Genomic DNA, 14,982 nt, shown 5'->3' with positions numbered 1-14,982 from the left:
AGCCGACGCCCTCGGAAGCCCCTGGGAGAGACGGAGTGATGGTGCTCGATAGCGCCGAGCAACGAGACGGAGAGACCGACGCCACCGAAGAGCGAGTGTACGCGTCCGAGGCAGAGGCTCGACAGTACCGAGGTACGTGGTATCTCCCGCTCCCGTACGACCAACTGGAGCGCGCACCCGAGTCCGACGACTACCCGCAGCGGGGCGACGGCGGTGCGTTCCGACTCACCGACCTGCCGCGCGTGCCGCGCGTACGGCACATCATCGGCCCGAGCGCCATCATGCTCGGCGCTTCGCTGGGGAGCGGCGAGACGCTGTTCTGGCCGATTCTGGTCGCACAGCACGGCTGGGCGGTCTACTGGGCGTTCGTCGTCGGCGTGTTCACCCAGTTCTTCATCAACACCGAACTTCAGCGGTGGACCGTCGCGACCGGAGAGAGCGTCTTCCGGTCGTTCGCCCGGCTGCACCGCGGGTGGCCGATACTGTTCTTGCTCTTCGGTTTCGCCAGCCTCGGATGGCCGGGGTGGGCTGCCGGGGCGGCACAGGTCGCGAGTACGGCGCTGGGTCTGGAGGGCGCGAGCGTCAGCGCGTTCGGTCTCACGCTCCCGAGTTGGAAACTGCTCGCCGTCGGGTTGATGCTCCTCATCTGGCTCTCGTATCAGATCTCGTCGGTGATGTACAACGCCGTCGAGGCGTTTCAGGTGGGGTTGTTGTTCGTCGCGACGGGGACGGCGGTCGTCCTGTTTCTCTACTCGGGATCGCTCGGCGAGTTGGCGAACCTCCCCGAGGCGATCCTGAACGTCGGCCGCCTCCCCGAGGGGATGGACATCGCGGTCTTCCTCGGGGGGTTAGCGTTCGCCGGTGCCGGTGGCTATCTGAACCTCTCACAGAGTCTGTGGGTCCGCGAGAAGGGGTACGGGATGGGGAACTACCAAGGCCGGGTGAAGAACCCGCTGATCGGCGACGACCCCGAGCCGATCGAGCGAGACGGGTTCACGTTCCGGCCGACCCGGCTGAACGTCCGTCGCTGGCGGGGGTGGTGGCGAGCGATTCAGCTGGAACACTTCCTGACGTTCGTCGTCGGACTCCTCGTGGTCGCCACGATTCTGATGAGCGTGTCGAGTCGCTACACCCCAGGGACGACCACCGGCGCGATCAGCATGTGGCTCACGGAGATCGCACCCGCACTCGGTGGCGTCGGCACGGTGCTCGTCTTTCTCGTCCTCTTCGTCGCGCTGTTCACGACGGAGTACGCCATCGTGGAGTCGTTCGTCCGCAACAGCGCCGACGCGATGTACGAGGCGTTCGGTCGCGACGCCGGGTGGGACCTCTCGCGGATCTTCTGGCGGCTGTTGACCGTCTTCACCGCGTGGGGTGTACTCATCATCCTGCTTTTCACCACGCCGTTCGAGGGACAGGAGCCGTTCTTCTTCCTCGTCGTCGGCGCGGCGCTCTCGGGCGTGATGATGTGGCCGTACACGGCGCTCACACTCGTCATCAACACGACGCGACTCCCGGAACACGTCCAACCGGGCTGGCTCCGCGTCGTCGCCATGTGGTGGGCGTCGGGGTTCTACGGCTACTTCAGCGTCCTGCTCGTCGGACAGACGCTGGCGGCCTGGACCAGCAGCGAGGTGTTCCGGACCGCCGCGGGAGTCGTCGGCAGCGGTCCCGGTGGTTACGTGCTCTGGGCCGTCTTCGTCCTCGTCCAGACGTACGCGGTCGTGCGGTCGATACAGGGTAAGCGGCAGGCCGCGGGCACGGTCGACGCCGCGGACGGTCGCGACCGACTGTTCTCGTGAGGGCCCGTCCGCGGATTCGGAGACCCTGGGCGGGAGACAAACGATGACAGAAGGCAAAGAGACAAACCCCCTGTTGCCACAAGGTGACGTATGGCAACTGGCACGGTCGAAACCTTCGAGCGATCTCTCGAACGGTTGGACGTCGGCTGGACGCGGACGTCCGCAGAGACGGTCGAGTCGACACTGAACGGGCTGATCCGACCGCCCGCGGTCGGCATCGGCCTCGGCGGCGACCTCGAACTCCCCGAGTCGATCCGACTGGATCCGACCCCGGCAGATCTTCGGGAGGCGAAGACGGGCGTCACGAAGGCGAGCCTCGCCGTCGCCGGCTACGGCAGTCTCGTCCTCGAGTCGGACCCCGAGGGCGCAGAGCAGGTCAGTCTCTTTCCCGACCTCCACGTCGCCGTCCTCCACGAGTCGGACATCGTCGACGACATGGCGGACGCGTTCGAGTGGCTGGGCCCGCGTCTGCGAGCGGACGGCGACGACGGCAAGAGCGCGATTCTCGCGACCGGGCCGAGCGCGACCGCCGACATGGGCGAGTTGGTCAGGGGTGCACACGGACCGAAGGAGGTCCACGTCGTCGTCGTGACCGACGGGGACGAAGACGAGACGACCGTCGAACGCGGAGGGCGTGATGAGTAAGTCACGCGATCAGAAGGCGGCGGAGATCCGTCGACTCATGCAGACCGAGGGCGACGCCGTCGCGGAGAACACTCGGGGGTTCAACGCCGGCCGGTACGCGTCGGTCGCCGAACTCGACGACTACGAGGCGCTCAAAGACGAGGCACGCGCCATCAAGGAGGACGCCATCGAGCGCCTCCCGGAGCTGCTCGAACAGGTCCGCGAGACCGTCGAAGCCAACGGCGGCACCGTCTATCTCGCCGACGACGCGGCCGACGCGAACCGCTACGTCCGCGAGGTGTGTGAGGACGAAGGAGCCGAACGGGTGGTCAAGAGCAAGTCGATGACCTCCGAGGAGATCGAGGTCAACGACGAACTGGAGTCGGCCGGCGTCGACGTCGTCGAGACCGACCTCGGCGAGTGGGTGTTGCAGGTCGCCGACGAGGCGCCGTCGCACATCGTCGCCCCGGCTATCCACAAGTCCCGGGAGGGGATCGCCGACCTGTTCAACGAGGTGTTCGCCGACGAGATAGACGAGCCGCTGGAGACGGCCGAGGAGCTGACGACGTTCGCTCGCGAGCAGCTCGGCGACCGCATCGAAGGTGCGGACGTCGGGATGACGGGCGCGAACTTTATTACGGCTGACACGGGCACCATCGCCCTCGTCACGAGCGAAGGGAACGCCCGGAAGTCCGCCGTCGTCCCCGACACCCACGTCGCCGTCGCGGGAGTCGAGAAGATCGTTCCCTCCGTCGAAGATCTCCAACCGTTCGTCGAACTTATCGGTCGGTCGGGGACGGGACAGGACATCACCTCCTACATCTCGCTTCTGACGCCGCCGGTCGAGTCACCGCCGGTCGACTTCGACGACGAGGCGACGCCGATGGCCGAAGGTGGGAAGGCCGAGAGAGAGTTCCATCTCGTGCTCATCGACAACGGTCGGTTGGCGATGCGGGAAGACGAGCAACTGAGAGAGACGCTCTACTGTATCCGGTGTTCGGCGTGTTCGAACGTCTGCGGCAACTTCCAGAGCGTCGGCGGCCACGCCTTCGGTGGCGAGACCTACTCCGGCGGTATCGCGACCGGCTGGGAGGCCGGAATCGAGGGGCTCGACACGGCCGCCGAGTTCAACGACCTCTGTACCGGCTGTTCTCGGTGCGTCAACGCCTGTCCGGTCGAGATCGACATCCCGTGGATAAACACGGTCGTCCGCGACCGGATCAACCGCGGCGAGAGCGGCGAGTTCGACTGGCTGGTCGACGGACTGACGCCCGACGAGGAACCCGGCGGGATGGACCTCGGCAAACGCTTCTTCGGGAACTTCTCTACCGTGGCGAAGGTGGGGAGTGCGACCGCACCGCTCTCGAACTGGCTGGCGGAGACGGACGTCGCCCGCGCCGCGATGGAGCGCGTACTGGGCATCGACCGCCGCCGCGAGTTGCCGGCGTTCCAGCGACAGACGCTGGTCGACTGGTTCGAGGCGCGCGGCGGGTCACGAGTCGACGCGACCGACGCGACCAGGGAGGCGGTGCTCTACCCCGATCTCTACACGAACCACGTCCAGGTCGAGCGAGGGAAGGCGGCCGTCCGTACGTTGGAGGCGCTCGACGTCTCCGTGCGGATTCCCGACGTCACCTCCAGCGGACGCGCACCGCTGTCGCAGGGGATGATCTCGACCGCCGAACGGCACGCCCACGAGGTGTACGGCGCGCTGGCCGAACATATCGACGCGGAGCGCGACGTGGTCGTCGTCGAACCCTCCGACCTCGCGATGTTCGAACGAGAGTACGAGAAGTTCCTCCCCGAGAAGTCCCAGGAGCGCCTGAGCGAGAACAGCTACGAGGTGATGGAGTATCTCTACGGGCTGCTCCACAACGGGGCCGACGCGTCCGCACTCCGGAACGCGAGCGACGGGCCGGTGGAGACGGACCGCGTCGCGTACCACAGCCACTGCCAACAGCGGACGCTCGGGCTGGAGGCACACACCGTCTCCGTGCTCGACGACCTCGGCTACGACGTGGTCACCTCGGAGACCGAGTGCTGTGGGATGGCCGGGTCGTTCGGCTACAAGACCGAGTACTACGAGTTGAGCATGGACGTCGGCGAACCGCTGCGCGAGCAGTTCTCGACCGACGACGCCCGCGAGCGAACCGTCGTCGCCAGCGGCACCTCCTGTCTGGAACAGCTCGACGCGTTGCTCTCGCGGCCGACGCAGCATCCGGTCGAACTGGTCGCACCGCGGTGACGTCCGACGGGCGGTCGACGTGTAAGACAAGCGGTCTTTTATTGCGCTCAGGACACTCTCTTTTCTCGAACTGTCCGACAAATTCTTGTCGTCGTCTGACGGCAGTCTGTGGTCCGTACGTCTCGATATCGGGCGTTTCGGCCGAGTGGAGCGCCTCCTACGAACAATTAAGGCCCGTCACTTCAACAGGGTGCGTATGGACGAGACACCACAGGAGATCACCACGCTCGTTGGTCGGGAGGTCTACTCGAACAACGGCGTGTTCGTCGGCGAAGTCGAAGACGTTCGTCTCGACCTCGATCAGGAGGTCGTCACGGGACTCGCACTCGGAGCGCTGAACGACGAGCTGTTCGGCGGCCGGATCGAACGCGGCACGGGTGTCCTGCTGCCGTACCGGTGGGTCCGTGCGGTCGGTGACATCATCCTCGTCAACGACGTCATCGAGCGGCTGGAGACGTCCGAAGAGGAGCAGGAAGCGGTCGCCTGAGTCTCGGGTCGGAACCGACGGTCTCTCTTCTCGCGAACACACGCCGTCGGCGGCAGAAGACGGTCCGTTTCGAGCGGGCGGCGCACGCTGTCAGTCGGATCGAGTGCGCTCGGATCAGTTGCCGTTGGCGCTCTCGCTCGTACTGCTCGCGCCCTCGACGCCCATCGCCTGGAACAGTTTGCGACGGACGGCCTCTTCGGTCAGCGAGAGCAGCGTATCGCGGTTGTTCTCGCTCGTCTCGATGCCGGTGAAGATGCCGAGTGGGATCTCGACGCTCCCCTGCGTGGAGTGACCGCCGGCGTCGCCGATGCCCTGGAAGGCGTCCTGTAGTACCTTCCCGATGTTCATCCGGATATCCTTCGAGCGGGCGGCGAGGTAGATCTTGTCGTCGGCGATGCCGAAGACGGCCGTCGTCGTGATCCCCTCCAGATTCAGGAGGTGCGAGGCGGCCTGGGTGAGCGCGTCGCGGTCGCGGATGAACCCCGCGTTCGAGACGAGGTGGCTCCCCTGTACCTCGCGGTTCTGGATGGCCTCGGCGAGCACGTCGAGCGTCTCGGGGGACATCGAGGGCGACTCGACCTGTTCGAGCGTGTCGTGGTTGGCGAAGGGGTAGAGATACGCCGCGGCGGTGAGATCCGCCGGCGTCGTGTCGCGCTTGAAGTCCAGCGTCTCCGCGCGGATGCCGTAGAGTAGCGCGGTCGCGACGGCCTCCGACGGGCTGAGGTCGAACTCCTGGATGTACTTCGTGAGGATGGTCGAGGTCGAAGAGACGTTGGGGCGGACGTCCATGAACGCCGCGTCGATCCCCTCGTCGGGTTCGAAGTGGTCGATGAAGATGTCGACGTCGACGTCGCCCTCGAAGTCGCCGGACTTCATGTGGTCGACGAGCGCGACCGCGCCGTACTCCGAGAGCGGGCGGGCCTCCTCGCGGGAGGTGAGTTCGATGCCGAGCAGGTTGACGAACGCGCGGTTCTCCTGGTGTCCGATGTCGCCGCGGTAGAGGATGTCCGCCTCGAGGTCGTACTCGCTGGCGATCATCTGGAGAGCAACTGCAGAAGCGATGGAGTCGGGGTCGGGGTTGTCGTGGGTGAGGATGGCCAGCGACTCGTCGGTCTCGCCGAGGATGTCCGCGAGCTGGCGGGCCTTGTACTCCAGTTCACCCGACTCAAGCGTGCGGAGCGCGGAGTCGGCGATGACAGTGGAGGGGTTGATGACGATGTCGGCACCGAGCTCCTTCAGTTCGTCCTCGGAGACGGGGTCGGAGGCGCGGACGACGATGAACTGGTCGCCGCCGTGATCGCGGATGGCCGAGACGGCGTCCTTGTTCGCGTCGACGTCGGAGGCGAGGATGAGGATCACGTCGCGGTCGGTGACGGCGTCGGCGACCTCGGCCTCGCTGATGTCCTGCTGTTGGGCGTTCAGGTCCTGGTCGCGGAGCGCCTCGACGCGGCTGTCGTCCTTGTCGAGGATGAGGACGTCCTTCCCTTCCTCTGCCAGTTCCTCGGCGACGATGTGACCGACGCTCCCACACCCCAAGATAGCGTACGTCGACATCGAGGAGATGCTGACCCCAGTGCTCATCAGTAGGGCCTGCTATCCACGGACGACACTTAACACCCACCGTTTACGGCCGTCAACGGGTGTGTGAGGTGATGCCGTCGCCGTCCGAAAAGGGAAACGCCTTTTAACGTACCCTCGTAACGTGTGAGTGCAGACAGGGCCGGTAGCTCAGTTAGGCAGAGCGTCTGACTCTTAATCAGACGGTCGCGTGTTCAAATCGCGCCCGGCCCGCTTTCTTCGGTGAACCACACGGCGAGCACCTCGTGTGCTCGCACCTGCTGTGAACCGAGAAACGGGTACGCGGGATTTGAACGCAGGGAGTGGAGCGAACGAAGTGAGCGGAACGACCGAGTGTTCAAATCGCGCCCGGCCCGCTTCTCTCGATCACCACACACCGAGGAACACCTCGTGTGTTCCTCACGTGCTGTGTCGCGGGTGCGGGAGGCGGAGCGATTTGAAGCAGGGAACGAAACGAGCGTCAGCGAGTGGAGTGACCGTGGTTCAAAACGCGCCCGGCCCGCTTCTCTCGGAAGCTAACTCGACAGCGAGCGCCGTGTGCGCTCGCGACGCGCAGTTCGTGTGGGAGAAATCAAGCGGAGCGTCGAGTGTTCAGTTCTCGCTCGTCACCGAGACGACGTTCTCTTCTCCACACTCCGGACACTGGTCGTGGTCGCTCTGAAACCGGGCGTCGCACGTCCGACACCGATAGTCCGCATCCTCCTCGGCAGCCCCTTTCGCAGTCTGTTTGAACTGTTCGACCTGCCTGCCGACTCGTCTGAAGAAGCCCATTCGTCCTCTAGAGAGCGACGTGCGGGATAAGGCTTCGCTGGGCTGCTCGATACCACCCGGTCGAGAGCGACGGAGCGTCTCCACTCGCGGTCGAACCACTAAAAATCGGAGTCGAGCGGCACCACCGCTGGACGCACTTACTCCTCGAAGTCGACGTCGACGCTCGGGTCGTCTTCGTCGTCCGAGGAGGCGAACGGACCGACGCCCTTCGACTGCGCGAGGATGGCGAGGACGAGGACGAAAAGCAGCATCGCGACCGTCCCCAGACCGGGGCCGGAGCTACTGTCCTCGGTCTCTGCTTCCGCTTCTTCCTCCTCGACGCCGCTGAACTTGAGCGTCGACTCCGCGAGCACCTCGCGGACCGCCGCCTTGATCTCCTCTTTGTCGACTTCCTGGTTCGTCTGCAGTTCCTGCTGCAGTTCCTCGAGGTCGACGGTCGTCGTCGGCTGCTGTGCGTCGGTCGTGACCGTCTCGTCGTCGGTCGACTCGTGACTGTCGCTCATGACGTCTGAACACACGATGGGGTGATATGTATGGTTGGTGGCTTGTTCTGTCAGTCTGACAGTTTCTCGGCCATCGCGTCCATCCCGGCGTCGGGGGAGACGTCGGCACCGTTGGCGTCGAGCGCCTCGCCGAGCGCCGAGAGGAGGTAGGTGACGTTCTTCGGCCGGGCCGAGTAGCCCATACAGCCGATGCGGAAGATGTCGCCCGCGAGGTCGCCGAGGCCGCCGGCGATCTCGAGGTCGTACTCTTCGAGCAGGTGGGAGATGACCTCCCCGTCGTCGGCCCCCTCGGGGACGCGCACGGCGTTGAGACTCGGCAGCCAGTACTCGTCGGGGGCGTTCATCTCCAGCCCCATCCCCTCGAGTCCGGCCTTGAGTGCGCCTGCGACGTGCAGGTGGCGGTCCCAACGTTCCTCGATCCCCTCCTCGGCGACGAGCCGGAGCGCCTCGCGGAGCGCGTAGACGTTGGTGATGGGTGCGGTGTGGTGGTACGCTCGCTCCTCACCCCAGTAGCCCTCGAGCAGCGAGAGGTCGAGATACCACGAGCGACACTCGGTCTCGCGGTTCAGCACCTTGTCCATCGCGCGGTCGTTGAGCGTCAGCGGCGACGCCCCCGGCGGACAGGAGAGACACTTCTGCGGCCCGGAGTAGGCGACGTCGACGTCCCAGTCGTCGACGCGGAGTTCGACCCCGCCGAGCGAGGTGACCGAGTCGGCGACGACGTAGGCGTCGTGCTCGTGGGCGATCGAGGTGAGTTCGGGTACGTCGGGCTGTTTCACGCCCGTGCTCGTCTCGGCGTGAACGAAGCCGAAGATCTCCGGCTGGTGTTCGTCGAACGCGTCGGCGACGTCGGCCGGGTCGAGCGGTTCGCCCCACGGTGCGTCGACGTGGACCACCTCGCCGCCGGCGCGTTCGGCCATGCTCTGCATCCGGCCGCCGAAGTAGCCGTTCGTCGGGACGAGTACGGTGTCACCCGGTTCGACGAGGTTGCCGATGGCCGCCTCCATCGACGCCGACCCGGTGCCGGAGACGGGGATCGTCCACTGGTTGTCGGTACGGAACGTGTACCGCAGCAGTTCCTGCACCTCGTTCATGATCTCGATGAACGACGGATCGAGGTGGCCGACGAGCGGCGTGCTCATCGCCTTGAGCACTCGTGGATGGACGTCGCTGGGTCCGGGTCCCATCAGCGTCCGTTCCGGCGGTGTCAGTTCGTCGACGTCGGGAGCGTCTGGCATACTGACTGGTCGTTCGTGATGGTTCAAAAAGCCACGGGAGGGGTCCATCGTTGCCCCAAACCCGTCACGAAGCGTTCCGACAGCTGACAGGCGGCGAAAACCGTTAACTACCCCTTCGAAAAAACGGGGAACCGCAATGTCTGCAGAGACGTACGGACTGGTCAGTCTGTTCCCGGCGTTTTTGGCTATCGCCCTGACGCTGGCGACGCGACAGGTGCTCATGTCGCTGTTCGCCGGCATCTGGATCGGGTCGACCATCCTCGTCGGATGGGACCCGATCGCGGGGGCCGCCCGGGCGCTCCAGTTCGTCATCACCAGCGTGACCGACTCGTTCAACAGTACGATACTCCTCTTCACCTTCCTCATCGGCGCGATGCTGGGGATGGTGTTCCTCTCCGGCGGGATGAACGCGCTGGCGACGCGTATCGCCGATCGCATCCGAACGCGCCGACAGGCGAAGTTGGGGACCTCGCTTCTGGGGATGCTCATCTTCGTCGACTCCTACGCGAGTACGATGATCACGGGCTCTGTGATGCGACCGATCACCGACAAGTTCGACATCAGCCGCGAGAAACTCGCCTACCTGCTCGACTCGACGACGGCCCCGACGGCCAGCATCGCCGTCGTCTCGACGTGGCTCGGCTTCGAGGTCGGACTCATCAGACAGCAGTTCGACGCCGTCGGCGTCCAGGCGGACCCGTTCGTGGTGTTCCTCCAGAGCATCCCGTTTCGGTTCTACAGCCTGCTCGCGCTCGCGCTCGTCTTCGTCGTCGTTCTCACCGGGTGGGACTTCGGCCCGATGCAACGCGCCGAGCGTCGCGCCCGCGACGAGGGGAAACTCGTCGGCGACGACGCGACGCCGCTCATCGAGACCCAAGAGGACGACATCGAGACGCCAGACCACGTCGAACCGCGCTGGTGGTACTTCGCCGCACCCATCGTCGCGCTCGTCGCCGTGACGGCGTTCGGGGGCTGTGTTGAATCACTAGACAGCGTCGAGATGGGTCGCTAAATCAAAGGAGTTGAAGCGGAGAGATTCGGTTGCCTATGACACAAATCTCCCGCTTCACTGGTGAGATTGTGCCGCTTGCTCAAAGGGTTACTGGCGATGGAGACGAATCCGCCGCCCCGGAAGGTGGCGGCGGATTCGCTGACTATGCCCTCGTTTCCCTCCATTGTCTGCGGATTTACCTCGATACGTCCTACCGCATGACGATCGACCTGCTCAAAGAGATGCCGCAAATAATCGGGGAGATCGGCCTCGAAGCGGCCGATCTCCCCTCACCATCTACGTTGTGTAAGGCGTTCGACCGATTCAGCATGAGCGTCTGTCGAGTGCTGCTGCGCCACTCGGCGCAGCTGCACGACCCTTCGAAGCACGGAGCGGTCGATGCCACGTTCTACGAACGAGATACAGCAAGCCGCCACTACTGCAATCGAACGAACTACCGCGTGCAGAAGCTCAAAGTCACGAAACTCGTCGATACAGACAGCCAGGCGATCCTTGACGTACACTGTTCGACGACCCGAAAAGGAAGTGATGCTGACCTCTGTGAGCAGATCGCCCGCCGGAACGCGGGCGATCTGCAGTCACTCGCCGCAGACAAAGGCTACGACAAGAAGGCGCTCAGAGAAGCGTTGCGGGAACTCGGGATTCGCCCGCTCATCAAACATCGCGTCTTCGCACCGTACGACCATGCACACAACGCTCGAATTGACCAAGATCGCTACGCACAGCGCTCAATGACTGAAACTGTGAATTCGGCTGTGAAGCGCTCGCTCGGCTACGCCGTGCGAGCGCGTGACTGGTATCGAGAGTTCCGTGAAATCACGCTGATGTGTGTCGTCTACAACATCAAGCGACTCATTAAACAGTAAAATCGTACGCTGTATGGCGATTCAACAGAGCCCGTTCGGGCTGTTCTACAGCGGCGGCATCCTCGACGGCCGCTCCGTCGTCGACGCACTCAGCAACGCCGCCACCGGGAAAGCCATCCTCTGGGGTGCGTTCGCTGGCTGTGCGACCATTCTCGCCGTCCTCGTCGGCCACGCCCGCATCGGCCTCGACGACGTCGACGACTCCATCTTCGAGGGGTTCAAGATGGTGATGTTCCCCATCGCCGTCCTCTCGCTGGCGTGGAGCATCGGTGCCGTCAGTCAGGCACTCGGCGTCGGTGCCTACGTCGCCGGCGTCGCGGAGGGACTCATCACCCCCGGCGTCCTCCCGACGATCATCTTCCTCTCGGCGATGCTCATCAGTTTCTCCATCGGGACGTCGTGGGGGACGATGAGCATCCTCTTCCCCGTGGCGGTGCCGCTGGCCGCGTCGCTCGGCGCGCCGTTCGACATCACCATCGCGGCTATCCTCACCGGGTCGCTGTTCGGCGACCACTGTTCGCCGATCAGCGACACGACGGTGCTGTCGAGCATGTTCGCCGCCAGCGACCACGTCGACCACGTCAACACCCAGATCCCCTACGCCCTGCTCGCGGGCTCTATCGCGACGCTGCTGTTCTTCGTCGCCGGGATGGGTATGAACGTCTGGGGGGTGCTCGCCGGCGGGGTCGCCCTGCTCGTCGCCGGTGCCTACGTGCTGTCGGAGCACGTCACCGTCCCGAGAGCGACGTTCTTCGAGTCTTAACGAGACGAGTCGACCGACCCGTCTCCGACTTCGACGTCGACTAACGCTTTCTCGACTAGCTCGACGGGATGCGGCGGCCTGCTCTCCCCGCTTCGGTCGCCGAGTTGCGTCCGACACGACGCCCCCGACGCGGCGACGACGTCGCCGTCGCTCTCGTCGACCTGTTCGAACAGGATCTCGCCGATCGCCTGCGAGAGGTCGTAGTGTTCGGCCTCGTAGCCGAACGACCCGGCCATCCCACAGCAGCCCGAGTCGAGCGCGTCGACCGCGTAGCCGACGCGGTCGAGGACGGCCGCCGCGTGGTGGTCCTTGTTGAGCGCCTTCTGGTTACAGTGACCGTGGTAGGTGACGCTCGCGTCGACCGTTCGAACCGACAGCGACTCGTCGAGTCGGTAGCTGTCGAGGAACTCCAACACGCCGTAGCTCGACGCGCCGACGCGGGCGACGGCGTCGCCCGAGAGCAGGTCGGCGTACTCGTCTTGGAACATCACGACGTCGGAGGGTTCGACGAAGACGAGCGACCAGCCGTCGTCGACCAGCGGCGCGAAGAACTCGACGTTGCGTTCCGCACGTTCGCGAGCGAGGTCGAGAAAGCCCTCCGAGTACGACGCCCGACCGCTCGGGGCGGCGTCGAACGGGACGGCGACGTGGACGCCCGCGGCCTCGAGCACTCGCACGGCCGCCTTCCCCGCGTCAGGATAGACGTAGTTGGTGTAGGTGTCCGGAAACAGCAGGACGCGGTGGTCGGCGTCCTCGGGGGCGACGTGGCTCCCGCGACGGGAGAACCACGTCTCGAACGACTCCCCGGCGAACGTCGGCGGCTCTCGGTCGGCCGCGATCCCGCCGAGTCGCTCGAGCAGTCGCCCCGACCCCGGGAGCTTCGCGGCGGCGTTGGCGACGGGAGCGAGCGCGCTCCCGGCCGCGGCGACGCGGTCGACGTTCGCGAACAGGCGCTCGCGGAGCGACGCCCCCTCCCGCTCGTGGTACTGGTGTTTCACCTCGGCTTTCAGTTTCGCGAGGTCGACGCCGGTCGGACAGTCGTTCTGACATCCCTTACAACCGACACAGAGGTCGAGCACCTCCTGTTGGAACCGCTCGGAGTAGAGCTCCTCCCGCGGGAGGTCGCCGCTGATGGCCGCTCGGAGCAGGTTCGCCCGCCCGCGTGTCGTCTCCGCCTCGTCTTTCGAGGCCCGATACGTCGGACACATCGTGTCGCTGCCGGTCTGTCGACAGGTGCCACAGCCGTTGCAGAGTTCGACGAGGTGGGCGAACCCGCCGTCGTCGTCGAAGTCGAGCGTCGTCTGCGGCTCGACCGACTGGTACGCCGGCCCGTAACGGAGATGCTCGCGCATGTCGGTCGGATCGTCGTCTCGAAAGACGACCTTCCCCGGATTCAGCCGCCACTCGGGGTCGAACGTCGATTTGACTTCTTTGAACGCCTCCCACAGCTGCGGGCCGTACATCTTCGGGTTGAACTGCGTCCGCGCGAGGCCGTCGCCGTGTTCGCCCGAGAACGACCCGTGGTGGTCGAGCACGAGGTCGGTGACGGCGTCGGCGATGCGCTGCATCGTCTGGACGTCCTGCTCCTCCTTGAGGTTCAAGATCGGCCGAATGTGGAGCGTCCCCGACCCGGCGTGGGCGAAGTACGCCGCCGAGGTGCCGTGGTCCGCTAACACCCCCTCGAACTTCCGGACGTAGTCGGCGAGTTCCGCCGGCGGGACCGTCGCGTCCTCGATGAACGGGTACGGTTTCGGGTCGCCGTCCATCGACATCAGGAGGGGGATCGCCGCCTTCCGGAGCTTCCAGAGGTTCGTCTGGTCCTCGTCGGTGTACGCCGGAAGCGAGAGAAACGCGTTCCCGCCGTCGACGAAGTGGGCGTCCGTCCGAGCGACCGCCGCCTCGAAGTCGTCGTGGAGCTCCGAGTCGAACTCCAGCATCAGCGCGGCGGCGGCCTCCTCGGGGATCGGCGCGGCGTACTCGGCGAACTCCGAGGAGCCACGAGCCAGTCGAAACACCTCGTCGTCCATCAGTTCGACCGCGCTCACGTCGAACTCCAGTGCGCGGGGGACCGCCTCCATCGCGTCGACGAGGTCGTGGAAGCAGTAGAGCACGAGCGCGGTGTCCTCGGGTTTCGAGACGAGCGAGACGGTCGCCTCGACGACGACGCCCAGCGTTCCCTCCGCGCCGACGAACAGTTTCGAGAGGTTGATGACCCGCTCGCCGTCCTCGCGCTCGGAGACGACCTTGTGGAGGTTGTAGCCGGAGACGCAGCGCTTCAGTTTCGGATACCGTGTCTCGATCTCGTCGGCGTTCTCCTCGACGAGGCGGCGGACCGTCCGGTAGAGGGCGGCCTCGCGGTCGTCCTTCGCGACGATCTCGTCCCACTCCTCGCCGTCGAGGACGACCTCCCGAGTGTGGATCAGCGAACCGTCGGCGAGCACGACCTCGAGCTCCTCGGTGTAGGCGTCGGTGATGCCGTACCGAACCGAGTGTGCGCCCGTGGAGTTGTTGCCGATGCCGCCGCCGACGGTGGCGCGGTTCGAGGAGGCGGGGTCGGGAGCGAACTTGAGTCCGTGAGGGGCGAGCGCCGCGTCGAGGTCGTCCTGCACGACGCCGGGTTGGATGCGGGCCTCCCGGCGCTCGGCGTCGATGTCGAGGACGTCGTTCAGATGCTTCGAGAGGTCGAGCACGACGCACCCCGGTCCGACCGCCTGTCCCGCCAGCGACGACCCGGCCCCGCGGGGGAGAATCGGCACGTCGTGGTCGGCGGCGACGCGCACGGCCGCCCGGACGTCGTCGACGTCGCGGGGGACGACGACCCCGGCGGGCCGCGCCTTGTAGATACTGCCGTCGGTCGCGTAGAGCAGTTGGCTGTACTCGTCGAATCGGACGTCGCCGTCGACGTGCTCGCGGAGGTCGGAGGCGAGTGCGGCGTACGCGGGGGCGTCCGACACGTCGTACTCCCGTGTCGCCTGAAACGCCGCGAAGTCGTGTCCGTCACTCGGTGGCTGGTCAGCCGCCATGGGGTCCCCTACGAACGATGATGTAAAAACGTCTGGGTGGGGTTGTCTCGCACGGAACCGTCACCGGCGG

10 protein-coding genes, 1 tRNA gene and 2 pseudogenes are annotated in these 14,982 nt (G+C 65.5%); 8 read left to right on the top strand and 5 right to left on the bottom strand.

Annotation, left to right across the window (positions count from 1 at the left end; genetic code table 11):
* Nucleotides 1-38: 38 nt before the first annotated feature.
* From EOHIBHHM_RS15705 to EOHIBHHM_RS15690, 4 genes are all read left to right on the top strand, one after another.
* Nucleotides 39-1,802, top strand: coding sequence for an Nramp family divalent metal transporter (locus EOHIBHHM_RS15705; protein ID WP_497252200.1), 1,764 nt, complete (start codon nucleotides 39-41; stop codon nucleotides 1,800-1,802).
* A gap of 90 nt (nucleotides 1,803-1,892) precedes the next feature.
* Nucleotides 1,893-2,447 (top strand): LUD domain-containing protein, encoded by a 555-nt coding sequence (locus tag EOHIBHHM_RS15700; protein ID WP_497252198.1) that lies wholly within the window; start codon nucleotides 1,893-1,895, stop codon nucleotides 2,445-2,447.
* Nucleotides 2,440-4,671 carry an LUD domain-containing protein gene (locus EOHIBHHM_RS15695; RefSeq protein WP_497252196.1) on the top strand — a complete coding sequence of 744 codons (2,232 nt, stop codon included), beginning with the start codon at nucleotides 2,440-2,442 and terminating at the stop codon, nucleotides 4,669-4,671. Before EOHIBHHM_RS15700 ends, EOHIBHHM_RS15695 begins: the two co-directional genes overlap by 8 nt.
* 196 nt (nucleotides 4,672-4,867) lie before the next feature.
* Nucleotides 4,868-5,158 (top strand): PRC-barrel domain-containing protein, encoded by a 291-nt coding sequence (locus tag EOHIBHHM_RS15690; protein WP_497252194.1) that lies wholly within the window; start codon nucleotides 4,868-4,870, stop codon nucleotides 5,156-5,158.
* A 114-nt stretch (nucleotides 5,159-5,272) separates the two neighbouring features.
* Here EOHIBHHM_RS15690 and EOHIBHHM_RS15685 read toward each other — a convergent pair whose 3' ends face one another.
* The gene (locus EOHIBHHM_RS15685) at nucleotides 5,273-6,739 is read right to left on the bottom strand and encodes a DHH family phosphoesterase (RefSeq protein WP_497252192.1); all 1,467 of its coding nucleotides are present in this window, start codon (nucleotides 6,737-6,739) and stop codon (nucleotides 5,273-5,275) included.
* Nucleotides 6,740-6,875: 136 nt separating this feature from the next.
* Between EOHIBHHM_RS15685 and EOHIBHHM_RS15680 the strand changes: the two genes are divergently transcribed.
* Nucleotides 6,876-6,949: transfer RNA gene (locus EOHIBHHM_RS15680), tRNA-Lys, on the top strand.
* 378 nt (nucleotides 6,950-7,327) lie between these two features.
* Here the strand turns inward: EOHIBHHM_RS15680 and EOHIBHHM_RS15675 are convergent.
* The 3 genes from EOHIBHHM_RS15675 to EOHIBHHM_RS15665 all read right to left on the bottom strand — a co-directional run bounded on the left by EOHIBHHM_RS15675 (nucleotide 7,328) and on the right by EOHIBHHM_RS15665 (nucleotide 9,248).
* Nucleotides 7,328-7,507 carry a hypothetical protein gene (locus EOHIBHHM_RS15675; protein WP_497252190.1) on the bottom strand — a complete coding sequence of 60 codons (180 nt, stop codon included), beginning with the start codon at nucleotides 7,505-7,507 and terminating at the stop codon, nucleotides 7,328-7,330.
* Between the two features lie 137 nt (nucleotides 7,508-7,644).
* Nucleotides 7,645-8,010, bottom strand: coding sequence for a hypothetical protein (locus EOHIBHHM_RS15670; protein WP_497252188.1), 366 nt, complete (start codon nucleotides 8,008-8,010; stop codon nucleotides 7,645-7,647).
* 50 nt (nucleotides 8,011-8,060) lie between these two features.
* A complete protein-coding gene (locus tag EOHIBHHM_RS15665) occupies nucleotides 8,061-9,248 on the bottom strand; it encodes a pyridoxal-phosphate-dependent aminotransferase family protein (RefSeq protein ID WP_497252186.1) in 1,188 nt (395 codons plus the stop codon).
* Nucleotides 9,249-9,384: 136 nt separating this feature from the next.
* Here EOHIBHHM_RS15665 and EOHIBHHM_RS15660 point away from each other — a divergent pair.
* The 3 genes and pseudogenes from EOHIBHHM_RS15660 to EOHIBHHM_RS15650 all read left to right on the top strand — a co-directional run.
* A pseudogene (locus tag EOHIBHHM_RS15660) lies at nucleotides 9,385-10,218 on the top strand (Na+/H+ antiporter NhaC family protein); the annotation flags it as partial.
* A 77-nt stretch (nucleotides 10,219-10,295) separates the two neighbouring features.
* Entirely contained in the window at nucleotides 10,296-11,126 is an 831-nt protein-coding gene (locus EOHIBHHM_RS15655; protein WP_497252184.1) for an IS5 family transposase, read from the top strand.
* Nucleotides 11,127-11,160: 34 nt separating this feature from the next.
* Nucleotides 11,161-11,889 (top strand): annotated as a pseudogene (locus tag EOHIBHHM_RS15650) (Na+/H+ antiporter NhaC family protein); the annotation flags it as partial.
* Here the strand turns inward: EOHIBHHM_RS15650 and EOHIBHHM_RS15645 are convergent.
* Entirely contained in the window at nucleotides 11,886-14,912 is a 3,027-nt protein-coding gene (locus EOHIBHHM_RS15645) for an FAD-binding and (Fe-S)-binding domain-containing protein (protein WP_497252182.1), read from the bottom strand. The pseudogene EOHIBHHM_RS15650 and the gene EOHIBHHM_RS15645 sit on opposite strands and share 4 nt — an antisense overlap.
* Between the last annotated feature and the right edge of the window lie 70 nt (nucleotides 14,913-14,982).

Source organism: Halogranum roseipondis (genome assembly GCF_059695585.1).
Note: the sequence above shows the minus strand (reverse complement) of the source record. Positions and strands in the feature narration are given on the sequence as shown.